Annotated in this window: 15 protein-coding genes, 1 tRNA gene and 1 riboswitch; of the genes, 3 read left to right on the top strand and 13 right to left on the bottom strand. The window is 65.3% G+C overall.

Going from position 1 to position 22,881, the window contains the following annotated elements; translation table 11 throughout:
• Nucleotides 1-89: 89 nt before the first annotated feature.
• From LC068_RS13130 to LC068_RS13085, 10 genes are all read right to left on the bottom strand, one after another.
• Nucleotides 90-647 (bottom strand): hypothetical protein, encoded by a 558-nt coding sequence (locus tag LC068_RS13130; protein WP_226637923.1) that lies wholly within the window; start codon nucleotides 645-647, stop codon nucleotides 90-92.
• Nucleotides 648-684: 37 nt separating this feature from the next.
• Nucleotides 685-1,017 (bottom strand): DUF3768 domain-containing protein, encoded by a 333-nt coding sequence (locus tag LC068_RS13125; protein WP_226637921.1) that lies wholly within the window; start codon nucleotides 1,015-1,017, stop codon nucleotides 685-687.
• A gap of 115 nt (nucleotides 1,018-1,132) precedes the next feature.
• A complete protein-coding gene (locus LC068_RS13120) occupies nucleotides 1,133-1,708 on the bottom strand; it encodes a tyrosine-type recombinase/integrase (RefSeq protein WP_226637919.1) in 576 nt (191 codons plus the stop codon).
• A gap of 583 nt (nucleotides 1,709-2,291) precedes the next feature.
• Nucleotides 2,292-2,849: a phospholipase D-like domain-containing protein gene (locus LC068_RS13115; RefSeq protein ID WP_226637917.1), complete on the bottom strand. Its 558-nt coding sequence runs from the start codon at nucleotides 2,847-2,849 to the stop codon at nucleotides 2,292-2,294.
• Nucleotides 2,846-5,056 carry a hypothetical protein gene (locus tag LC068_RS13110; protein ID WP_226637915.1) on the bottom strand — a complete coding sequence of 737 codons (2,211 nt, stop codon included), beginning with the start codon at nucleotides 5,054-5,056 and terminating at the stop codon, nucleotides 2,846-2,848. The genes LC068_RS13115 and LC068_RS13110 overlap by 4 nt, the downstream gene beginning before the upstream one ends.
• Nucleotides 5,049-9,401, bottom strand: coding sequence for a DEAD/DEAH box helicase family protein (locus tag LC068_RS13105; RefSeq protein WP_226637912.1), 4,353 nt, complete (start codon nucleotides 9,399-9,401; stop codon nucleotides 5,049-5,051). The genes LC068_RS13110 and LC068_RS13105 overlap by 8 nt, the downstream gene beginning before the upstream one ends.
• Nucleotides 9,398-12,151, bottom strand: coding sequence for a hypothetical protein (locus tag LC068_RS13100; protein WP_226637910.1), 2,754 nt, complete (start codon nucleotides 12,149-12,151; stop codon nucleotides 9,398-9,400). The genes LC068_RS13105 and LC068_RS13100 overlap by 4 nt, the downstream gene beginning before the upstream one ends.
• Complete coding sequence (locus LC068_RS13095) at nucleotides 12,144-13,772, bottom strand: N-6 DNA methylase (RefSeq protein WP_226637907.1); 1,629 nt, start codon at nucleotides 13,770-13,772, stop codon at nucleotides 12,144-12,146. Before LC068_RS13095 ends, LC068_RS13100 begins: the two co-directional genes overlap by 8 nt.
• A 233-nt stretch (nucleotides 13,773-14,005) precedes the next feature.
• Entirely contained in the window at nucleotides 14,006-15,160 is a 1,155-nt protein-coding gene (locus LC068_RS13090; RefSeq protein WP_226637905.1) for a hypothetical protein, read from the bottom strand.
• Between the two features lie 243 nt (nucleotides 15,161-15,403).
• A tRNA-Arg gene (locus tag LC068_RS13085) sits at nucleotides 15,404-15,480 on the bottom strand.
• Nucleotides 15,481-15,662: 182 nt separating this feature from the next.
• Between LC068_RS13085 and LC068_RS13080 the strand changes: the two genes are divergently transcribed.
• Complete coding sequence (locus LC068_RS13080) at nucleotides 15,663-17,429, top strand: gamma-glutamyltransferase family protein (RefSeq protein WP_226637902.1); 1,767 nt, start codon at nucleotides 15,663-15,665, stop codon at nucleotides 17,427-17,429.
• Between the two features lie 4 nt (nucleotides 17,430-17,433).
• Here LC068_RS13080 and LC068_RS13075 read toward each other — a convergent pair whose 3' ends face one another.
• Together LC068_RS13075 and LC068_RS13070 are read right to left on the bottom strand one after the other, a co-directional pair.
• Entirely contained in the window at nucleotides 17,434-18,342 is a 909-nt protein-coding gene (locus LC068_RS13075) for a lipid A-modifier LpxR family protein (RefSeq protein WP_226637900.1), read from the bottom strand.
• 145 nt (nucleotides 18,343-18,487) lie between these two features.
• Entirely contained in the window at nucleotides 18,488-20,371 is a 1,884-nt protein-coding gene (locus tag LC068_RS13070; protein ID WP_404825220.1) for a ribonucleoside-diphosphate reductase subunit alpha, read from the bottom strand.
• A gap of 276 nt (nucleotides 20,372-20,647) precedes the next feature.
• On the opposite strand from LC068_RS13070, the gene LC068_RS13065 reads away from it, so the two are divergent.
• Nucleotides 20,648-21,418, top strand: coding sequence for a phosphatase PAP2 family protein (locus LC068_RS13065; RefSeq protein ID WP_226637898.1), 771 nt, complete (start codon nucleotides 20,648-20,650; stop codon nucleotides 21,416-21,418).
• A 6-nt stretch (nucleotides 21,419-21,424) separates the two neighbouring features.
• A riboswitch (yybP-ykoY riboswitch) is annotated at nucleotides 21,425-21,528 on the top strand.
• Nucleotides 21,529-21,636: 108 nt separating this feature from the next.
• Nucleotides 21,637-22,227 carry a TMEM165/GDT1 family protein gene (locus tag LC068_RS13060; protein WP_226637896.1) on the top strand — a complete coding sequence of 197 codons (591 nt, stop codon included), beginning with the start codon at nucleotides 21,637-21,639 and terminating at the stop codon, nucleotides 22,225-22,227.
• A 52-nt stretch (nucleotides 22,228-22,279) separates the two neighbouring features.
• On the opposite strand, the gene LC068_RS13055 is transcribed toward LC068_RS13060, so the two are convergent.
• Entirely contained in the window at nucleotides 22,280-22,870 is a 591-nt protein-coding gene (locus tag LC068_RS13055; protein WP_226637894.1) for a phage tail protein, read from the bottom strand.
• Between the last annotated feature and the right edge of the window lie 11 nt (nucleotides 22,871-22,881).

Below are 22,881 nucleotides of genomic sequence, written 5' to 3'. Positions count from 1 at the left end.
TGAGGGCGGATGGCGGTTGGCTCTGGTCGAGGCACCTCGCCTTTGCCCCCATGCCGAGTTGCGGGGCCGTCCGTGGACATCGCCATGTCCTAGGTGCCGTCTTCCGAGGCCCTCGTCTTGAGAGGCCGAACGTGCACCAGCAAGGTCTCCCTTGGCAGTATTCGATACTCCCCGCGCCGGACAGTGTACCGATCCAGGCGGAGCTCTCTCAGCGCTCCAGAGTCCCTCAGGATGATTGCCTGAGGCGTGATAGACGCAGCCACCGTCCAGTGGTCGTAAACTGGCGTGCAGATGTTCAGGATCAGCGCGGAGCGGCCTGACGCCATAATGTCCGCAATGGATTCTACGAATTCCTCATTGGTCCGGAATATCGTCTCCCGGAAAGGCCGGCTTACCCTCACCGATCCGCCAAGAGGCTTCTTGAAGGCGGGGAACGCAGCGGCAGCCGCCTTGAGCAGGTCTTTGCCGCTTAGGCCGTCTTTGATGGCACGATGGAGCGTCCCCTTCGGTAAGGAGCCTGCTAGCTCCTCGAACAGCTTCCGGTGGACGGGCAATCGCCCGCCTTTGCAGCCGGCGAGATCGAGTGCGTTGATGAGGGCGTAGAGACCGCAAAGACCGTCGTAGTCACCTTGTTTCGCGGCCCTCATGACTGACGCTCCAGGGTCGGGTCTTGCTGGCACCGCATCAATATTCCTCCGCCAGCATGACCGTAAGTATCCGGACGCATTGGTCGGCATCCGCGGGGTCGACAGCCTGGGTTTTGATCCTCTGATCGTAGTAGTCGATCTTCCAGAATATCCGCCGCCCCGCGACCGTGACTGCACCAAAGTCATGCTCGCCGTAGGGGTCGTTGGCATGGTTGAAGTCGTTAGCGAGGCCAATCGTCCGAAGCACCTCGGCGACACCTTCCGGGCCGGCCGCCATGACCCCTTGGGTGATAAATATGCGGCCCCCGGTATGCTGGCGGCGGAGCTGGTCGTTGAGCGCGCGGATGCGCTCACGCTTTTCTGCGGACATGGAAAACCTCCTGTTTGGACATGAGTCATCGCGCTCCGGCTGGACGCCAGAACGCTGGGGTGGTACGGACTGTGAGGTAGGCTAGAGCAGCGGCCCGGAGCCGCCGCGAGGCGCCCTAGAGGCTGTTGACCAGCCGACGCTGGGCGTCGCTATCGCCGTCGATGTAGCGCTGCGTGACCTCAATCGACTTGTGTCCCGCGAGCAGCTGGACGTCACGCAGTGTGGCGCCCGAGCGGTGGGCGTTTCGGGCGGCATTGGTGATGAAGGTGCGGCGCCCTGAGTGCGACGAACACCCTTCCGCGCCCACTTCCGCAAACAGCGCCGTGAACCAGTTCACGATGCTGTTGGGGCGAAGGTGGCCGCCCTTGGCTGAAATCACCACGGGGCCGATCCGAGAGGTCGGAGCCGCAAGCTGGGTGAGGGCCTTCCGAAGGTCAGGATGCATGGGAATGCGCCGACCGCTGCCCATCTTGGCAACCCTGTCGGGCAGCGCGATTGACGAGCCAACCCGGCCGTTGGCGTCCAGCACCATTGACCATTCCAGCCGGGCGATTTCACACGCTCGGAGGCCGGCGCGGACGGAAAGTAGGATGATCACTTGGTCCCGTTTGCCGAGCTTGCGGGATTGGGTCATCGAGAGCGTCTTCCGAATGATTGGGTCGGTGAGTCTTCTGGCCTGACGACCAGCCATGGGGGATCCTTTCCGCGGCGGGCTCAGACCTCTCAGAGGCCTGGAGCTGGATGTGATTGCTTGGGGAGTGGGCATGGCGGCCAGCAGCGCATGCATTAGCCCACACTGACTGGATAGCAGCTATATTATTGATTGTAAAGTGTTTATTTTCATGCGCCTCGGCTTTTGTCGCTTCATGGCTGGCGCGGGTTGGGCCGCCAAAGGCCGTGTTCAGCCGCGCTAGGCGGGTTGCCAAGCCCCAGGGTCCGCTCCTGACTCAAAGCGGAGGTTGGGAACGACGGCTACTAACCATGCAGCCTGAGCGTTGCGTTTGGTGAAGCTGTATAACCGTCGATCTAATACAGGGCGACCACGACCCAAGTCGTGACGGCCCACAGCCTCTTCCGGCTTCACGCACACTTCGGAGCGGGGCCAGGATGAGCCGTTAAATCAGTGCCGAGCGGCGAGGAAACGCCTTCCCCGATGTGCGCGGAGTTGGCGTCAAACTTCCTTTGACGGGCCTTTTTGGCAACCAGCCTGCCGACTTCGCGCACACCCCCAAATGCGCCCAGACAGCTGGTTGGTTGGAATGTCGGTGACGACGTCAGCTCCCGGAGAAGGTAGATATCACTGCATCGACGACGACCTTGATGGATCGCACGGCCGCGCCTTCGACAAGCATGCCGCATTCAAGGTTCACGCCCTTCGAGCGCCGCAACAGGTTCGCGGATCCGACATAGGCCGCGACGCCATCGGCGAGCACGATCTTGGCGTGGAAGGTTTCGTCAGACTCGCCGTCCTCGCGCCCTTGCGGCGCATAGTCATGGATCGTCGCGAGATCGGCGACCCGTTGACCGGCGAGACCGCAAGACCGGAGCTGGGTCGCGTCGCGGAGCACGAGCAGACGTTCGTGAGCATCGGTAAGTTCGAAGAGTTCAAGCGCCCACTGGGCGCCGACCGTGTCGATGTACGGGACCATGATGACCAGTCGATCCTTGGCCAGAGTCGCGAGATAGCGAAAGGCGTCCGTTGTGTCCGTCAGCGAGGAGAAGCGGGCGGCGATGTCGGCGCGCAGCGCATCGGCGAGCTTGCTCGGCTCGGGCGGAAGCGTCACCACGAAGCGGGCGGTCGCAGACGGCGAGACGAGGGAGTCGCTCTTCACGCGTCGAGGCCCGGGTCGAAATAGCCGATCAGATCGGGAGCGCCGACATCTTCCCATTCTGGCTTGGCGCCGCCTTTCAAGCTCGAACGCGAGAGCAGGAGGTTCGAGGAGATGCAGCTGACTTCGCTGACCATGATGCAGGCGGGACAGGCGCCGCCGCGTGCGTCGCACAGGCTCCCAGACCCGCAGCGCAACATCCGCTGATCGACGATCCGACGGAGGAACTCCAGGGCGTGGTTGCGCCACATCGCCGAGACGTTTCCGAGATCGGGCGTCATGCCCTTTCGATAGATCACGAACGCCAAGTCCGCCGGGAAGATGTGTTCGCCGATGCCGTCGCGATCCAAGCCGGACACCTCCGCCAGCGAATGCATGAGCTGATGGGAGAGCGAGTGCAAAAGCAGGTAGATGTACGGTGCCAATCTGCGATCGAAGCGCCCGCGTTCCCTGTCCTTGTAAGCCTCGAGGAAGGGCCCGAAATCTTCGTAGCCTTCGAGGTAGGCGCGACCGATGCCGACATCGTGCGTCGGCATGTCCGTGATCAGATTGCGCTCCAGCCAGCGTCTCACGCGATCTTCGTCCAGCTTGACGTAGAGCGCTTCGTTGTTCTGCTCCGTTACGTAGATCGGATGCCTGCCGTGGGAGTGCGGAAGGGTGTCGAACGCCTTCAGCCGGACGGGTACTGCGATCGACTGGCCGTTGTGTTCGCGCTGATAAATCGGGGACGATGACACCCGCGAATAGCCGAAGCTGAACTCGCAGATCGGCAAGCCGCGGATCAGGACCATGCGATCGATACCGGTGCTGTGGAGCAGGCCTCCGACCTCGCGCGCGTAGCGCGCCTTGGCGGCCGGGTCGTTGGCGACTTCGCTGAGCGTGATGTCCGGTTCGAGCACGTCGATGGCGGCGTGGCGTGTCTTGGCCTCCTCGATGTGCTCGCGTTCGAAGATGTGATGCTGAATCGTGAGACGGATCGGGTCGTAGCGCCGTGCCCAGGTCTGCCGCGCCACCACGGCTTCCATCAGCGCGGGGCTGGCCAGCTTGCCTCGGCTCACCACCTTGTCGGCGAACCACTGCTCGCGGATCGTGTCGGCGAGGTCTCGATAGCGCCGCGCCGCGTCGTCCCGATGGCCGGCGGCGGCGCGTTCGGCCAAGGTCTCGAGATCGGCGAACTCGTCCCATTCGCCGCCGCGGTTCGCTTGCCTGACGGCGTTTTCAATGTCCTCGCGCGCGGGTTCGTTGAAGGGGACGTTGTGGACCCGGGCCAACACGCGCAGCAGTTCGCTCGTTCGTTCGCCGGTCATCAGATCGACGACCGATGGGTCGCTGAATTTTATGAAGGCGCTGCGCTGAGGATAGAAGGCCGAGTTCGCCCGGTAGGAGACGGGCATCATATTGACTTCGAGGTATTGGAACTGCCGACCGCCCGCCTGCTGTTCCGCATGAAGGCGCTGCAGCACTTCCGGATCCGCCTTCTTCAGCGTTCTGGATTCCTTGCAGCCCTCGCAGATGAAGCGCCATTCCTTGAACACGGGCGCCTCGTTCCGCAGCACGAAGCGATCGCTTCCGCAGCCGCAGGAGCGGATTTGCCGAACCTCGCCCGTGTTGCGATCCGGGTTGTAGTTGAAGGGACTAAGGGGCTCGACGTTGCCAGACCAGTGAACGTAGACGACGTCGATCTGTGTCCAGCGCGCATGGTGGCCCTGGCAGGTGCGCGGGAGAGGAGAGCGGGCCTGCTCCTCGACCGATTGGTACTCTCGAACGCGCCCGCAGGTCCCGCAGCGATAGATGAGCGGATAGGGGACATAGCCGACGACGTCCGGGCTTGTCGTTCGAAAACGGGCGGGGTCGATCTGAACGCGACCGGAGTGGGTGTCGTAGAAGGCCCTGTCGATCGAGAGGTCGTCGAGAGCGTCTGGGATGGTCGTCGCGATGCGCGCGCGCCAGTTCGAGATGAATTCGCGCATGCTTTCGAAGATCAGCGCATTGGTGGTGCGGTCGAGCTTCAGTTCTCTGTCGACCGGCACCGAGCGGCAAATGCCTTTTCCGCCTTCCCAGGTGAACAGGACGCCAGGCGCATAGGCGGTGGCTAGCTGCGTCCGCGAGCGCGCCATGACCGGCGGCTTGGGCGGCTCGACGTCTTGTCGGCGACCGCCGAAATTTCCGGGGCGACGATAGCGGTCGCTCTTGTCTTTCGCGTCAGTCATCGCGCCTCGCATCGGCATCGGTCTCGGCGGATTCACCCTTCTGCGTGCGGATCGCCTTCATCACCGCGGTCAGGTCCCGAATGTCGACGCTGGTCGAGCGACCGGTCGCGCGCGGGTCGTATCCCGATGCCACGATGTATCCGGCCTCATCGACGTCGCGCAGCGACGTCATCGGCTTCTGGAAGACCGTATCCAGACCGCTCCAGTATTCCGCCAGACGCGCGGAGGTCGTCTGTTGCGTCATCGAGAGCGCGAACCGACCGATTTCGTGATCCACCAGGCCTTGGTAGTGGTCGCGATAGGGCGGCTGTCCCAGCCCAGCGGGGCCTCGTCCTTCAAAGCCGGCGGCGCGCAGCGCGAAGCTGCCGAGATTGGTCTGGAAGCCCACGCGCCTGTCGCTGGCCCAGGCCTTGAGACGGCTCAGGGCGTCTGCGGCGGGAACGTCGGCCTTGCGATCATCGGCGAGGGCGATGAAGTCTTCGCCCTCCTTGAGCATCGCCCAGGCCTGGATGTAGGAGGCGAGGACGCGTCGGACGGCGTTCTCCGCCCAGCGTTCGACCGCCGGCGGCGCGATCATCCGCTCCAGGAAGCGATGAAAGATGTCGTGGGTCTCGACGACATAGCGGTCGCGCCGGTTCTGTGGCGTCGGCACGAGCATGACGAAGCCGACGTGGGTACGGCCCACGCGACTGGACGCCTGGATGTACTCCGCGATGTCCGACGGCAAACCGGCGAAGAACATGCTGTTGAAACGATCGACATCGACGCCATGACTGATCGCGGCGGTCGCGACGATGCTGCGCACGGTCTGATCGATGGGCGGATAGTCGGCGCCGGCGAAGGAGACGCCCGCGTCGTTCATCACCTGCTGAATGGCCTTCATATCGACGCCGCCCGAGATCAGTCGGCTGTCGAACAGGTCGAAGGGCAGGCCCGCGCGCAGGTGGTGCTGATGCACGGACGTCCCCAAGGCGTCCATGATCTGATCGCCGCCCTTCTTATTGGTCACATAGGCGAGCGCGATGCGATGGAGATCGACGAGGGCCATGACCTCATTCATGCGGCCTTCGTCACGCGCGCGATCCAGCGCCTGTCGGCGCCACAGGCCCGAGCGAGACGGGGTGATCGCGGCCTTCAGCGCGTCGATCACGACCCCTTGTCGTTCAGCGTCCTGGAGGTCGTTCCAAAGCCGGGTGATCAGGGTGTGGAAGGCGCTCAAGACGTGGACCGCCGTCACCGTATGGGTGGCGTCATTGGTCATTAACGACACATAGAGGCGCATCCACGGGGAGGTCGCCTCGGGCGCCAGATGGGGCGGGAGGTCTGCGGCCAGGGCCTGTCGTTCGGCATTGCCGTCGGGAGGGGCCGCCGGCTCCGCGAAGAACGATCGATAGATGTCGGGACCGGGATAGGGAAACCGCAGCGGCGTGCGCTGATACAGGGTCTGAAGCTGACGCTCTGGATTGGAGATCGTTGCGGTGGCGGCGATGATCTTGGGCGTGCGCAGACCGTGCCAACCGTCGCCCGTCCAGATCCGCGAGACGTGAAGGTCGTCGCCGGCCATTTCGTTGATCCGGAAGAAGACGTTCTCCAGCAGGGTGTCGAACAGTCCGCTGAAGGTGCCCAGGCTCTCTTCCAGAAGATGAGCCTCATCTTGAATGATCAGTGATGGGAAGGGATCGAAGAAGACAGGTTCGCCGCGGCGATAAGCGGGAAACACAGGACGACAGCCGTTGGCCTCCGGACCGTCCTTCAGCCGGTCTGCGCCGCGCTCGACGAAGAGATGTCCGCTGGGATCGATCCAGCGCGCCAGGCCGAACATGCCGAGTACGCGCGACACCGTGTTGGTGTGCTGACCGAGCATGGCCAGCTTGTCGACCGTGCCGAGCACGATCGAGGGCGCCCGTTCGTAGATCGTGTCGTCGGTCAGCAGGAAGGGGAGCGGATGCAGGCGTCCATGGAATTTATTCCAGGCGCACTCGGCGTTGAAACAGACGATGGCGGCGCGCTTCGCACGCGGCCCGTCGAGCTCATTGCGTCGAAGCCCCGTGACGCTCCTGCAGACAGGACATTCGGGCACCTTGTTGTAGGCTTCGCGGATGTCGCGATAGCGTCTCGCCTCGGCGATCGCGTCCTGGTCGGTCTGCGCGCCGTCTTCCAGCGCGGCGTCATCGGGATGAGCGGTGTCGTCCAAGAGCGGAACGTCGGCGCGAATGCCGCTGTAGCTGTTCGGCGTGTTGGCGGAGCCGACCCAGAAGCCCATCTCAAAGGGCCAGTCGCCGACCTTGTGCTCACGGCGCATGAGTTCGGCCCACGCCAGCAACCGCAGCAATCTCTGCGCCTGCTGCAGGGTCAGGAGACGCAGCGGGTACCGGATCAGGGCGGTGACGCCGCGTTGCTTGCCCCGCAAGCGGTCGGTGAACAGGGCGAAGATCAACGCGCCGTAGAAGGCTTCGGACTTGCCGCCGCCGGTCGGAAAGTAGAGCAGGCTCGCGGCTTCGTCGTCGAGCTCGGCGTCAGAGAAGTCGCGATATTCCTCCATCCGCGACACAAAAGTCGGAATATGGGCGAGGATGAAGGCGAGCTGGAAGAGGCGCCATCCGCGCTTGTCGTCGTTGTTGTCGCGACGAAAGAAGGTGCGGTTCATCAAACACCAGGCGCGCCAAGGAATGGCGAGCCGATCAAGGCGCGCCCTTTCCGTCTCAGTCGGCGCGCTCGCCGCGGCCTTTGCCGCGTCGGCCGCCTTGATCAGGACTTCGACGCCCTTGCGAATGTAGCCGGCCTCCGCCGTCTGCCCTTGGAGATCGCGCCGAAGGCGTTCGATTTCTCGCTCGGCGTCGGCCGCATCGAGATTGCGTCCGACCTGGTCCTCAAGCGAGTCCCGGCTTTCCTCGATCCATTCAAGGTAGGCTTTCGGCAGGTCGAGCAGATCGCGGATCGGGAAATCATCTCGTGAGAGCTGACCGAAACGCGTTTCGACGGCGATGTTGGTGGGCGAGATGCGCAGCTGCACGAAGCGCGGCGACCAGGTCGTCAACAAGACGAGTTGGTCGCCTTCAACCGCGGCGTCCACACCGCAATTCAAGCCGATCGCCGGATACTCGAGATAATCTCGAAAACGATAGGAGGGCTCGACCCGATCAAGTTGCAGCGGTCGATGGGCGGACGTCGGCAGGGTGACGGCGAGGCGCGTGCCGAAGATCGCGTTGCAGCGGGCCTGTGCGTCTGCCGGGCGGAGCTGCTGGCACTGGTTGTCGAAGGTGATCCGATACGAGATGCGTGTTTGGTCGACAAAATCTCCCTGTCGCTCGACCTTTAGCGTCAACGCGCTGAGGTCGGGGACCAGCTTCGCCGCATCGGGAGCGATGTTTCGCGCGGCGGCCACGAAGGCGTCCCACCGTTCTCGACTTTCGGCGTGTTCGGGTCGGACTCGCAGATTTCGCCAGGCCTCCTGCTTTCCGTCGGTGGTGAGCCACGCGAGCAGTTGTTCGCTGGTCTGGGCGGCGAGCTGTTTATTGTAGGCGTCCACGAAGGCGCCGAGTGCGGCGCCCTCGGCGCTCGCGGGCCAGTCGAACGCGGGACAAGTGAGGTCGAGGCGACGCCACTTCGACGGAATCGGCGAGTCATCGATCAGGGCGTAGGGTATCTCGCGGCCTTCTCGCAACAGTTTGGCGACCGGCGCGACGGGCGCTTCCACCGCGTCCGGCGAGTTCTGATCCGGACCGTCGGGGCCCTCGGTTTCGATGTCCGACGGTGCTTCGCTCGATGCATCGAAATCGTCCGCGCGCAGGCGTATGCCGCGCTTCGCATAGGCGGCGACACGAACCTCTTCCTGGATTCTGCCGCGGGTTTTTCGGACCTCCGATCGCGCGCTTTCGCTCAGCGCTTTCCAGTTCGGCTTCTCGACGCCGGCGGCCGCGAAGGCTGCGGTCCGGGTGTCCGTGATCTCGCGGTCGATCTCGTGCTGGACGGCCGCGTTGAGTTGAAACTCGAACTCAAGCGGCCCGCCGCCCGGCTGTAGGTCCTCCCAGGTCGGAAGGACGCGCACATAGACGGAGAAGGTCGGTTGGGCGCGGAGCGTGGCGGCGGCGTCGCGCGCGAGGAAGAAGTCGAGACCAAGGGCGGCGATCGCGATGTCAGAGGTTTCATCCTGCCCGCGGATGTCGAAGCGCGGCAGCAACTGGCCTGAGACGACTGCCCTTCGCGGCGACCGTCCATAGATGAAGCGCCCTTCCGCGTCGGTGGCGCTGACACGCGCGACGATCGTGTTGACGATGGCGTCGCACATCGCCTCCTTGAGTTCGACGTCGACAGTGCTGAGATCCTTGTCGCTCAGGCCCTTCATCGTTCGCTCCATGGTCTGACAGCGGCGACGCGCGTGACAAATTCTTCGGCGGCCGCGCGCAGGGCGCGGATGTCGCGCGCGCGTTCCTTGTTCTCGGCTGTCGCGGCATGGACGTCGGTGAGAATGCCGCGGTAGGCGTCGTGAAAGGCGCTGCCGGCGCGGACGCGGCTGGACCGTTGGGCGATCACCGCCCAGGTCCAGAAACGTGCGGTCATTTGTGGGCCGATCCCCAGCGCGGCCGTGAACCGGCGGAACGTCGCCTCGTCCTGGGGCGCGTGGGGGATGACCTCATACAGCGGCTTGTGCGCCTCCGCCTCCAGATTGATCCAGTAGTGCGCACGCTGTGTCGATATAGCAGGTTCGCCCATCCGCGCGCAGAGTTCACGCAGCCGAGTGGCGGGGTCGCCCGACAAGGCGCCGAACTTCTCAAGCACCAACTGGTGATAGTCTCGGATCTCTTCGGCGGCGGTGGCGGTCAGGTTGAGCAGGCCGCGCGCCTTCTCGATGAAGGCCGGGCCGATGACGCAAATCTCCTCGCCGCCCTGGAGCTCTCTCGCCTCGACCTCGACAAAGCGGGACACAGAGCGCCCGCTGTCCTTGCCGACGAGGATCGTGCCGGGATGGGCGATGACGCGCTGACCGTTCTCCATGACCAGTTCAAGCAGGGATCGATCTCCGCGTCGTCCCGAGCCGGAGAGGTCGATGACCTGGCTGGACGGAAACTCGACGTCTTCCGCCGGTGCGACGGTCCGGTCCAGGTCGACCTGATGATCGCCCAGCCCGCGTAGGCGGGCGGTCGCATTGGCGGCGAAGACTTCGAGGCGCCGAACGAGTTCGGGATCGGGGATTTGATCGGCGAGCCGCAGCGCGTCGCGCGCCGAAAACTTCAGAGTGTCGCCGTCGGCCAACACCGTGAACGCGTCGGGGAGCCACGGCTGGGCGAGCAGCTCAAGGATGGTCTGTCGCGTCGGCGCGACGACGATCGCCCGCTTGTAGTGATTTTTGACGGAGGGCCCGAGTTTGGCGAGATCGTCGAAGCCTTGCTTCGTCGTGAACCGCACGATGCCTCTCTCCAGTCGTTCCTTGAGTTTGGGGTGGTCGCGTCCCAAAAGGAAGGCGCAGAAATCCGCCATGACCTCGGTGCGGAAGAGCACGACGGTGAGCGAGCTGGCGCGTTCGGCCGGGAGCACGGCTTCCTCGACCAGGGTGGACATCGGCGTTGCGGATTGCGCCTTACGCAGGAGGTCCCGCGCCGCACGGATCGCGGACTGGAGTTCATCGGCCGCGACGAGCGAGGCTCCGTTCCGCACATCGAGCAGAACGTTGATTTCGGCGTCTATGCGATAGGCGGCGAGATGGTCGGCGGCGATCGTCTCACCGGCTTCCTGCTCAAGGAAGTTCGAGAACTGCGCGAGACTGCCGGGCAGGCAGGCGGCTCGCCGAACCTTGGCGATGATGTCCCGCGCGGCGTCGGCGCCCAGGCGATTGCCGCGTTCCCTGAGTTGCGCGCCGAGGGATCGAAACCGCGCGATGACCTCGTTCGCCGAACCCACGAAACCGTCGACCTGGATCTCCTCGGCGCCGCGCCAGAGAGTGGCGCCTTCCGCCACGAGCGGGCTCAAGATTCCATCCGTCCGAGTCAGCACCGTCTGGGCGTTCGCCGGAACGATGGCGCCTCGCCGTCCCGGAAGTTTACGGCCGAGAAGATCGAGCCGGGCGGCGTCGTAGGTCCATGGATCGTCCGTCAGCGCGAGGACGCCCGCATCGGGATACGCGGTCTTGATCGTGGCCAAGGCCTTTGCCGCGGTCTCCAGCCAGTCGAAGCCGAGTCGGGAGCGTCCGCCCTTGCTGAGATCGAGGATGACGACATCGGGAGACCGCTTGAGCGCCTTCATCTCGCGCTCGATCGGGTCATTCGCTCCGACGCCGAAAAGAAAGAATTTGGCGCTGTCCGGCCGGTCGGCGGCGCCGGATCGCGTGTGCTGCTTCAGATCCGTTTTCGCTTTAGTGTGCCACAGCAACTGGCCGGTCGCGGGGCTTCCTTCCCGCGCCGAGCCGTGCGGTACGATCTCATCGAGGATGGGATGGATGAGTTCGACGTGGTCGATGCCGTCACGACCGCGACCGGTGATGCTTTTGGCGCGCACCAGGACCTGATGGTAGTCTTTGAGCCCCGGATCGTCCTCTGCCTCCGATGATCGCAGGAAGTGTTCGAGGTGAAGCTTGCTGAGGGCATTCCGATCGACATGCACTTCGCGCGCGGACGTGTGCGCGGTTCGCGCATAGGGATAGAGAACTGCGCGAATGCCTTCGGGTGCGGCGGCGACGGCGCCGTTCGCGCCCTGGATGACGACCTGGCGGCGGGGTCCGGCCGCGGTTTCGGCAATCGAGAGCAACGCCACGAGAGCTGAGAGACAGGGGCGATGAGACGGCCAGCACAGAATGACCTCGGCCTGGCCGGAATTCATGGCCCTCAGCGCTGCGCTCATCAGGGCGAGATATGTCTCGGAAATGTCTCGCGTGGCGCTGTCGCCGACCGCGTAGAGCGGCATCCTCTTCGCCGCGTCCAGATAGGCCGCGATGTCGCGTTGATGTCGGGTTGGCCGAGCTTTGAACGCGTCGGCGGCGGTCTGCGCATTGCTGGCTAGGGTGCGCGCCAGTTGTTTGCGCCGCGCATCGTCCGCTCCGCGCTGCGGTATCCGGTCGGCGAAGCCGGAGCGTGATCCATGCGAACCGCGATGCCTAGCCATGGCCCATCGCCCGCCGTGAGGCGCGGTCATAGGCGACGGTCGCTGCGGCCTCAGCATCGCCGTCGTTGTTTCGCAGTTCTTCGCTGAAGATATCGGGGGGCGGGAGGTCGAGATCTCGCAGCAGCTTGACCGAGACAGCCGCCGTTCCTGAAACCGCCCTGTATCGATCGTCCACGGCCGCCGTGTTCAGAAGCGCGACGAGCAACTTCAGCTCTCGGGCGCCTTCGCTCACCAAGACGATCGTGTGGTTCTCGCTGACGAAGCCGCCCCACGTCTTGCGCACTTCGGGCGCGACCATGGCGGCCACGAGTCTGCGGGGCTGTTTGTCATTGGTGGTCCGCTGCATCACGGCGGCGGGCGAGCGAATGATCGCTGAGCTTGGTCCGTCGAACAGGACGAAGTCAGTTTTCGCGCCGTCCTTTCCTGCTGGGCGGCAGAGCGTTCCGACTTTGACGTTCTTGGCCCAGACCAAGGGCACGGCGCCTTTGCGCGCGCGCTCCAGCAATCGATCCTGTTCGCGATTCCAGACGAAATAGCCGGCCCTGGCCTGAACCCCGTAGTCGGCCAGCTTCGCTCCGCCTGCTTTCATCCCCTTGCCCGAAGGAAACGGCCAGGGCGCACCCGCCTCGACCGAAAGCTTGAGCTCGGCGGCGGCGCCGGGCTCAAGCGGGCTCAGCGTTGGGAATTTCACTCGTGCGTCGATCGGATGCGGTGCGCCTTTGCGAACCAGAAGGACGCTGATGTCCTGCTGCACATCGGCGAAAACGCGCTTGCGGTCCGGAACTGACCCGATCGCCAGGATTTGGCCGTTCGCTCTCACGAAAGTGCGCATCCGGTCGTAGAGCGGACCCGCGCGAAAGCTGGAGGGCAAGACAAGTGCGATGAGCCCGCCGGATTTCGCGTATCGGAAGCACAGCTCGGTGAACACGGCGTATTTGTTGATGTGACCGCTGTGCGCGATCGATCGCCACCGCTCGTCGGGCAGGTCGTTCGCGCGGACACGCCCATAGGGCGGATTGGCCACGACGAGATCGTAGGCGGCGCGCGCCTGCAACGACAGGGCGTCGTCGACGCTGATCAGATGTGGTGCCTGCGACAAGCCGAGCCGCGAGGCGACGAGGGCTTCGGAGATTTCCGCCAGGCCGGCGTCGATCTCGACGCCGCGCAGACGGCTTAGAATGGCATTGGGCGTGACGCCGGAGGCGAAGGCACGCGCGGCGACGTTCGAAAGGAATGCGGCGCCGCCGGCCGCGGGGTCCAGGACCCGATGCTTCCGAATGTCGAATCCGGCCTCCACGCACAGGTCGAGCACCGCTTCGGCGAGATAGGGCGGGGTGAAGTAGGTGGCCTGCTGTCGTCGGATGGTCGACGACAAAAGCAAGGTGTAGAAGGTGCCGATCCAATAGTCCCGCTCTCCGGTGGGGAGCGCCGTGATCGCGGCCGCCAACTCAGCGAGCGGTCGAGAGGTCGGTGTCGCCAGCAGGGAGAGCGTGGCTTGAACGCGTCGATTGGCCGACAGGTTTGCGGGCAGGCTGTTGGCCGCTGTTCTCGCCATTGCGAGGATGGAGCTTTTCGCGACAACGGGCTGGTCGCCGGCATGCCCAGTGATCAGCGGCTTCAACGCGTCGCGGGTTGGTCGAGGTCCAACGCCAAGTGCTTGAGCATACTCAAAATCTAATCGCATCACCAACTTGCAACGGCCGGATCGGCGGCTCATGTTCACGACGCCGCGTCCGGCAGTTCCCTCCGGTACTCCCATGGAACACTGTCGGTTGAAATCGCGTTCGCCGTCAATGCTGGCGCGATCCGTCTAAGGATTTGCGGGCCGAAAGCCTCCTTCGCCGCGATCAGTGTTCAGACTTCGGTCTCGTCGCCTTCCGGCCAGTGCTTCGGCAGATCGAACACGTCGCGGGGCGGCTCGCCCAGCGTCGTCACCAGCTGCTCCTCGACTAGATGCTTCGTGGCGGTGCGCCAAGGCGCGGGAGGCAACGGCCGCTGAGCCCAAGAATTATGAATCAAGGTAAAGGCCCGCTGCGCCAGGTCCCAGGCGGAAAGTCGCGGCACGAACAGAACCGCGCTCACCCGCGTGTTGACCGGTCCACCCGGTCCTCGCCACGCGCCGTCAGTGTTTCGGATATGTCGCGCTTCGTCGCCGCGCACGGCGACTGCCGGCGTTCCGAACAGGGCATCGACGGCACTGCCCAGATCGGCGAACTGATCGAGCGCGGTCACAGCGACCACGAGCGGAAGATCGAGTTCTCCATAGTGGCCCGCCTTGCCCTCGACAGAGGTCTTGATCGCCAGATGAGGATTGACCTGTCCGCCGGCGAACGTGCGCACGGCGACCGCACGACGGCCGACGCCCCGGAAGTTTTTCGGCACGACTTCGATATTGACGGTCAGGCCATGCTCTTCGAGCCGATGCATAGGGGGCGGGCCGTCGGCCGCCAGTCGCGCATTCACCTCATCATAGTCGAGACTTTCGACCCAGCGCTCGATGCGTCGGCGCAGTCGACCGACTGCGATCTGCTGATTGGGCGCGCCGCGCATGTGCAGGCTGAGGAAGAAATCGGGAGATCGGACGTCATCGAGCGCCTGAAGCACGTCACGCAGGCGGCGATCGGCTCCGGGATCGGCGCCGGCTTCACCGGTTGCGACGGTGGCTTCCAGATAAAACCGCTGGCTGTCGGGAGCTTCCACGAGGAAATCCGGCGAACGCCCGTTTAGCAGCGGCGGCTCGACGGCAAGTATTCGGAAGCCGCTTCGGATGAGCAGCTCGTGGACCGCGAGTTCGAGGACGGCGCTGCGATGCCGGTCGTCGTTCGGCGAACGAATGCGCCGGATCAGGGCGTCGCGATAAGTCTCGGGATATCGCAGAAGCATCGCGTCGATCTGCGCGCGCACTCGCGCTGCTTCAGGCCGCGCGGATGCATTCAGATAGTCCGCTCGGCTGATGAGGTGGCCCGAAGGCTCGACATCTCTTCGTTCAATATCGTCAAAGGCGCTCACGGATCGAATCTAGCCGATTCTGGCGAGCGAAACGCCTTTCCACCAACGCCGAATGTCTGGTTACAGGCGGCGAGCCTATGACCGCTGCTGGCGCATTCCGGACAGGCTGGCTCGCATCCCTTTTAGGGGCCGCTACCGCCGCCAACGCCCTGCGGTTGCCGATCTCGATGTTATGAAAAAACTTATGAAGCCTTGGCGGCGTCGCGAGCTTCGCCAGCAAGATCAACAACATGAGAGAAAAAATGGCGCACCCGAAGAGATTCGAACTCCTGACCCCCAGATTCGTAGTCTGGTGCTCTATCCAGCTGAGCTACGGGTGCGCATCCGCCCCTTGCGGGACAGGGGCGGTTCTCTAGCCGCTCGGTTTCGCGGACGCAAGACCCTGATCTCATGTCCGGCCAGGAGAATTGACCGCCGGGGGTTGCCGCCGTCGGACGGGCGGCCGAAATGGATAAGGCGGGGACCTCCCCTTTCCCGCGGCTGTTCCGGATCGCCCGCGCCCATGTCGCTGTTCCCGTCCGTAAATACCCTGCGCGCCCTGATCGTCGCCGGGAGTGCTCTCGTGGCGATCACCGTCGCCGGCTGCGCGCCGCAGGCGCCGGTCGCCGTTCCGCCGGTCGCGCCGGTCAGCGCCGGAGTGCCCCGCGCGGTGGGGCCGTTCGTCTCGGCCGCCAACCCCCATGCGGTCGCCGCGGGCATGGCGGTGCTGGACCGGGGCGGAACGGCCGCGGATGCCGCCGTTGCCGTTCAGGCCGTTCTGGGGCTGGTGGAGCCCCAGTCGTCCGGTCTGGGCGGCGGGGCCTTCATGATGTGGTTCGATGCGGAAACCGGTGCGGTCACTGCCTATGACGGCCGCGAAACGGCCCCGGCCTCGGCCACGCCCGATCTGTTCTGGCAGAACGGCCGTCCCCTGCCCTTCCCCGATGCCGTCATGTCAGGGCGCTCGACCGGTGTGCCCGGGGCGGTGGCCATGCTGGGCGTGGCCCATGCCGACCACGGGCGTCTGGCGTGGAAGGACCTGTTCGGAGATGCCGAGCGTCTGGCACGCGAGGGCTTCATCATCAGTCCCCGGCTGGGTGGCTATATGGCGGCCACGCGCGGACAGGCCCGCACCGACTGGGCCAATGCGTATTTTACCGGGCCGGACGGGCAGCGCCTGACGACCGGCGACCGGCTGGTCAATCCGTCCTATGCCGAAACGGTCCGCATACTGGCCGATCAGGGGCCGCGCGCCCTGTATGAAGGGCCGATCGCCGAGGGCATCGTCGAGACGGTGGCCGCTTCTCCCCGGCCCGGCGGCCTGACCCTGGCTGACATGGCGGCCTATGATCCGAAGGTGCGCGAGCCCCTGTGCCGCCCCTACCGCATCTATGTGATCTGCGTCCCCCCGCCCCCCTCCAGCGGGGTGGCCCTGTTGCAGCTGCTGGCCATGGCCGAGCATGTGCCGGACATCGAGGCCGGACCGGATCAGGCGCCCGCCTGGGTCGCCTTCGCCCGCCTGCAGAGGCTGATGTATGCCGACCGGGATCGCTATGTGGCCGATGCAGACTTCGTGGATGTGCCCGTCGCCGGTCTGCTGGATCCGGCCTATGTGGCCGAACGCGCGGCCCTGGTGCCGACCCTGACCGGCGTCGCCGAGCCCGGCCTGCCCCCCGGAGTTACGGCAACCGGGGCCGATGCGACCACCGAGCCGGCCGGCACCTCGCACGTCTTTATCGTCGATCAGTGGGGCAATGCGGTCAGCATGACGACCACAGTCGAGAGCGTGTTCGGCTCGGGCCGGATGAGCGGCGGCTTCTTCCTGAACAACCAGCTGACCGACTTCTCGTTCGAGGCGATCGATGATCTGGGCCGGCCCGTCGCCAATGCGGTGGCCGCCGGCAAACGGCCCCGGTCGTCCATGGCGCCGGTGATCATCCTCGACCGCGAGGGCCGGCTGGTCGGGGGTCTGGGCTCGCCTGGCGGATCCTCCATCCTCGCCTATAATGCCAAGGCCCTGATCGGCATCCTGGACTGGGGTCTGCCGGTGCAGGATGCCTTCGACCTGCCCAATCTGGTAGCGCGGGGAAGCGGTCTTGGCGCCGATACGGACCGGTTCTCGCCCGCGCTCCAGAGCGCACTGGCCGCGCAGGGGCTGAGACTCCGGCCCAACGCCAGCGAGAATTCCGGCCTGCACGGCGGTGTGTGGCGGTTGGGGTCGGACGGATGGGTCTGGGACGGGGGGGCCGACGACCGGCGCGAGGGCATAGTCGCGGGCCGGGTCCGCTAGGGGATCACCAGTCGGGCTTGATCGACAGCTGGAAGGCGACCATGCCTTCGGACACATCGGCCTCGATGCCGTCGCTCATGTCGCGCATGCCGCCCGGCTCGATCTCGCGATAGACCAGCCCGACCGAACTGTGGAGATCCCCGCGGCGGTAGGCGACGCCTACCGAGGCGTCGCCGAGGAAGGCGCCCGAGTCGTGACTGTAGCCCGAGCGGGCATAGTTGCCGTCGCGCGTCCGGGCGAAATTATAGCCGACGGCCCGGCCCGAGCCGGCCGCGAACAGATACCAGCGCGCGCGATCCCCGAAGACCTCCTGGCCCTCGGGCACCATCCGCTCGACGTCCGAGCCGATCGACAGGGTGGCGCCTGCCTCGGCCATAGGGCCCAGGGGCGTCATGCCGACCCCGGCATGGGGGGTCAGCGTCACTTCCAGTCCGGAGGCGGTATAGCCCAGCGTCGAGGGCCAGCCCCGGCGGTAGCTGACGCCATAGCGCTCATCGTCAACCATCACGGCATCGCCGGCGCCCGGAGGCAGCGGCCCGCCGTCGGCCCGGCGCAGGGTGCCCGCGCTGTCGACGCGCAGGCTCTCGGTATAGCTGTCGGTCTCACGCCAGACCTCGCGCGAGGTGGCGACCCAGGGCGAGCCGCGCTCGATCTCGAGCGGGCGCACGTCGATGGCGCGCGCCTCCGGCACATAGGCGCCGGCGGTCACGGTCTGGACCCGGGCAGTGTAGGCGGTATCGGAGTTGAGGCGGGTGGTGATTTCGCGGTCACGGCGCTGGGATTCCCAGCTGTCTTCCCACGCATCGGAAACGTTGAGCGACGCCGTCGTCGAGGGGGCCGCCTGAGCCAGGGCGGTTCCTCCGAATCCGGTGGCCAGGACAATGCCGGCCAGTATGGACGTCGATCGCTTCACAGGCCCCTCACCGTGCCCCTCCGCAATAGTGCAGGGGAGCATGCTACATCTGGCCGCGCCCGACAAATGATCTTTCGGCGACGGCCTTCTGTCAGCCTAACGGGAAAGAACGCCCTCGCGTTCCCGCCCTAAGGGCCGGTGGCCCCTACTGACAGGCCAGACACTCGTCGTAATCAGTACGCGCCACGGAGAACAGGTCGGGCTGGTTCGGATCCACCTCCTGCTCGGCCTTGTCCTCGGAGCCCGCGAACGCCGCCCGCTGAACCGACTTGGAGCGCAGGTAGTAGAGCGACTTCAGGCCCCGCTCCCACGCCGACCAGTGCAGCATGTGCAGGTCCCACTTCTCGACGTCGCCCGGGATGAACAGGTTGACCGACTGGGCCTGGCAGATTTCCGGTGTGCGGTCGGCGGCCAGTTCAACCACCCAGCGTTGGTCCAGCTCGAAGGCGGTCTTGAAGATGGCCTTCTCGTCCTCGGTCAACTCTTCGAGATGCTGGACCGAGCCCTCGTTCTCGAGGATCGAATTCCAGACGCCGTCCGTGTTGAGACCCTTCGCCTCCAGAACCTCTTCCAGATAGGGGTTCTTGACCGCGAACGAGCCCGACAGGGTCTTGTGGGTATAGATGTTGGCCGGGATCGGCTCGATGCCCGCCGAGGTGCCGCCGCAGATGATCGAGATCGAGGCCGTCGGGGCGATGGCCAGCTTGTGGCTGAAGCGCTCCATGATGCCGCGCTCCTCGGCATCGGGGCAGGCGCCCTTTTCCTCGGCCAGCAGGCGGCTGGCCTTGTCGGCCTCGCGACGCAGGTGCTTGAACAGCCGCATGTTCCACGACTTGGCCATGGCCGATTCAAAGGCCACGCCCTGAGCCTGCAGGAAGGAGTGGAAGCCCATCAGGCCGAGGCCCACCGACCGCTCGCGCTTGGCCGAATAGACGGCAGCCGACATTTCCGGCGGTGCGCGGCGGATGAAGTCTTCCAGCACATTGTCGAGGAAGCGCATGACGTCCTCGATGAAGCGCGGCTCGTCCTTCCACTCCAGGAAGGTCTCGGCATTGACTGACGACAGGCAGCAGACCGCCGTCCGGTCGACGCCCAGATGGTCGCGGCCGGTGTGCAGCATGATTTCCGAACACAGGTTCGACTGTTTGACCGACAGGCCCAGCTCCTGCTGGTGACGCGGCATCTGGCGGTTCACCGTGTCCGAGAAGATCAGATAGGGCTCGCCCGTCTGGAGACGGATTTCCAGGATCTTCTGCCACAGGGCCCGGGCGTCGACGGTCTTCATGACCGCCTGGTCCTTGGGCGAGACCAGGTCGAAGGTCTTGCCGTCGCGCACCGCCTCCATGAAGGCGTCGGTGACGTTAATGCCGTGGTGCAGGTTCAGGGACTTGCGGTTGAAGTCGCCCGACGGCTTGCGGATCTCGAGGAACTCCTCGATCTCGGGGTGGTGCACGTCCAGATAGACGGCGGCCGAACCCCGGCGCAGCGAGCCCTGCGAGATCGCCAGCGTCAGGCTGTCCATCACGCGGATGAAGGGGATGATGCCCGAGGTCTGGCCCGCGCCCTTGACCTTCTCGCCGATCGACCGGACGCCGCCCCAGTAGGTGCCGATGCCGCCACCGTTCGAGGCCAGGGCCACGTTCTCGTTCCACACCGACTGGATGCCGTCCAGGCTGTCGCCCACCGCATTCAGGAAGCAGGAGATCGGCAGGCCGCGATTGGCACCACCATTCGACAGCACCGGCGTCGCCGGCATGAACCACAGCTGGCTCATATAGTCGTAGATGCGCTGGGCGTGTTCGGCATCGTCGGCGAAGGCATTGGCGACCCGCGCGAACATGTCCTGATAGCTCTCGCCGGCCAGCAGATAGCGATCCTCCAGCGTCTTCTTGCCGAAGTCGGTCAGCAGGGCGTCGCGCGAGCGATCCAGAACGATGGACGGCACCACTTTCAGATGCGGCCGATCGGGCGTCTGGCCCGCTTCAACCGTCTGGATTTCCATCGCTTTCAAAGCTTCTCCGCCGGCCATGATGTCTGTCTATCCCCGAATGCCAATGCAACAGCGCCCCCTGCGGTGACACACGATGTAGTGTGCGAAGCAGGTCCTGACGCCACATATGGGGCACATATAGCTAACGACCCGTCAACGGGCTTGACGATCACATTCTTCACGAATCGGGGGGCAAGCGCTCGGGGGCTGTGGAAAGGCCCGTGACAGCCGGGTGACGGCCGCTCTGGATTCACGAAATCGTGATCGCCCGAAAGCGCTGCCGGAACAGCGACCAACCTTGGCCGTTTGGCGACGATGACCCTGTCCGATCTGCGCCGCCGGCTGGCGGATCACCTGCCCCCGCTGGCCGTCCGCGTTCTCCATCTGGCCCGCACCGAAGCCGCGGCGCTGGGCGCCTTCCTGATCATCGCCCTGGGCAGCCTGATGTTCCTCGAACTGGCCGAGGACCTGTCTGAGGAAGGCGACCATGCACTGGACCTCTGGGTCCTGTCTGCCCTGCGCGCGCCCGGCAACCCCGGCGACCCGATCGGCCCCTGGTGGGTGCAGGAGGGCGCGGTCGACCTGACCTCCCTCGGCGGCATCTCGGTCCTGTCGCTCTTCACCCTTCTGGCGGTCAGCTATCTGCTGCTGCAGCGGCATCGCGGCGCGGCGCTCAGGCTGGTGGTCGGCCTGATCGGCGCCGTGGTGCTCAGCGAAGGCCTGAAGGCGGTGTTCGAGCGCGAGCGCCCGCCGGCGACCTATCAGGTGGTCGAGACCCTGAACGCCAGCTTCCCCTCGGGGCACGCCCTGCTGTCGACTGTCTTCTATCTCAGCCTCGGTACTCTTGTGGCCCAGGGCCTGAAACGGCGCCGGGAGAAGGCCTGGGTGCTGGGCTCGGCGGTCAGCTTGGCGCTGATCGTCGGGATTACCCGGGTCTATCTGGGCGCCCACTGGCTGTCGGATGTGCTGGCCGGCTGGTGCGTCGGCGGGGCCTGGGCCATGAGCCTGTGGCTGGCGGCATGGGCGCTGGAGCGGCACGGCCGCCGTCGTGCGGCGCGGCTTGCAGACTCGGAAGCGGGCGCGTAAAGGGGCCGCCTCGTCATCGGGGAGTAGTCGCCCACACCGCAGTGGGGCGCGCGTCAACACACTTTCCCTCGCCCGGAGGGAATGGCGCGCGCGGGGCTTCGGAGGACCTTCGGGTCGCGGAGCTGTTTGACAAGACCGCTGGCATCGCGGGGCGCACCATGCGGGGGCGTCCGCGATGGCCGCCGGTCTGCCCGTCGCCCCCGCATGAGTGATGACCGATGCATTTCCTGAGTGGAGCGCCCTTCTGGGAGGCGCTGGGCGTATCAACGGGCCTCGTGGCCCTGGCCGAAATTGGCGACAAGACCATGTTGCTGGCCGTCCTGCTGGCGGCCGCATGGCGACGCCCCGTCCCCATCCTGTGCGGAATCCTCGTCGCCACCATCGCCAACCACGCCGTGGCGGCGATCGCCGGGTCCGTCCTGGCCAGCTTTGCCGAGGGGCCATGGGTCAAATGGGTCATCGGCCTGACCTTCCTCGCCTTCGGTGCCTGGACCTTGATCCCGGACACACTCGAGGAACGGCCGGCCCCGAAGGAGACCACCTGGCGCGGCATCTTCCTGACCACCACCGCCGCCTTTTTCGTTCTGGAGATGGGCGACAAGACCCAGATCGCGACCGCCGCCCTGGCCGTCCGGTTCGAGGCCCTGATCCCCGTGGTGATCGGCTCGACGCTCGGCATGATGCTGGCCAACACCCCCGCCGTCTTCCTTGGGGAGAAGGCGGCCGAACGGCTTCCCATGACCTGGATCCGGATTGCTGCGGCGCTCGGCTTTGCCCTCACGGGTCTGGCAGTCCTGATCTTCGACTAGGAAAAACCCCGCCGGTGGCTGCCCGGCGGGGTCAGTTTTGACAGCTGCAAGCCTAGTCAGGCCGCTGCGGGTAGATGCCTTCCATGGCGATGCACCAGTTGGTCGCCAGAATCGGGCTCTGGGTGGAAACAGACTGGTTTCCGCCCGTCGGCTGAACCATCAGCGGATGCATGATCATCCCCAGCGGCGCCGTGGACGGAGCGTACACAGGCACAGTGAAGGTGCCCAGCATCGAGCCGTTCGGTTCACTGGTCGCGGGCGCTGACGCATCTGCCCGCATCTGGTGCGTATGGCTGGGCAGGTTCACCGAGATCAGGGTCGTCTGGCTGTGACCCGTCATGGCGCCGATCGGCAGTTGACCGTTCTGGCTAACCGGGGCCCGCTCTCTCAGGTCCGGCAGGGCGAAGGTCACCGTACCGTTTCCTCCGTAGGTCGTCCCGAGCAGGGAATACAGGGCTTCATTTCCGGCGATGGCCAGAAGCTGCCCATTGGCCCGCATCCATCCTTCGGGGCACCAGTAGGTGCCGAACTGCTGGAGCTGTCCCAAGATGGGCTCCTGGGCCTTTGCCGGGCCGGTCAGGGCCGACAGCCCGGCCACGGCACCGATCATGGCCGCGACCGTCGTCTTGAGCATGATGTTCATGCCAACCTCCT

Origin of the sequence: Brevundimonas poindexterae (assembly GCF_020524625.1) — a bacterium.
Classification (GTDB): Bacteria; Pseudomonadota; Alphaproteobacteria; order Caulobacterales; family Caulobacteraceae; genus Brevundimonas; species Brevundimonas poindexterae_A.
The sequence above is the reverse complement of the archived record's forward strand: the minus strand, read 5'-3'. Positions and strand labels throughout refer to the sequence as shown.